Raw genomic sequence first — 571 nt, forward strand, 5'->3', positions numbered from 1 at the left:
CATTTTTGTCAACGGCTTTCAAAGCAATATTTTTGCTAATACTTGCCTGCGTATTTGCCGGAACATTCAAACTCGTCGAAATATGATTAACGACTTTAACCAAATCCGAAGGACCGGTAACTGTTGCTTTTGTTTGCGAAATCTTAAAACCAGAAACAACATATTTGCTGGCAATATTATCCCGATTATAAGTTGCAACAATTGGTACACTCTTAGAAATTTTTCTAGAAACGTTCACCGTCAAGCTTGACGGATCAAGCGTCTTAGCCAACGTATCAGACAAGCCTGTCAATTTAAGAGAAACATTTTGTGAACCGATTTTTGGTTTTTCCAAATTAATTGTCGCTCGGATCGTTTGCGAATTCTGTGCTGAGGTAATTAGTCCCGAGGGCCCGGTTATTTTGACTTTGATTGTCTGCGGAACACCTGATACATAATATTTATTCTCGTTCATATTGACATTAACCGGAACATTAATGTCGGTTGTTTGCGTTGTAATCAATTCATTTTGTTGGCTTTTGCTGCTTCGGACGGTGCCGGTTGTTCCAGTAACATAAGCAAACAGAACAAT

1 protein-coding gene is annotated in these 571 nt (G+C 38.7%); it reads right to left on the reverse strand.

Annotated features, from left to right (window positions below; translation table 11 throughout):
• The coding region (locus tag KH893_RS11575; protein WP_281166251.1) for a CdaR family protein at positions 1 to 571 on the reverse strand (571 nt) is incomplete at both ends.

Source organism: Liquorilactobacillus sicerae, assembly GCF_029916425.1.
GTDB lineage: Bacteria > Bacillota > Bacilli > Lactobacillales > Lactobacillaceae > Liquorilactobacillus > Liquorilactobacillus sicerae.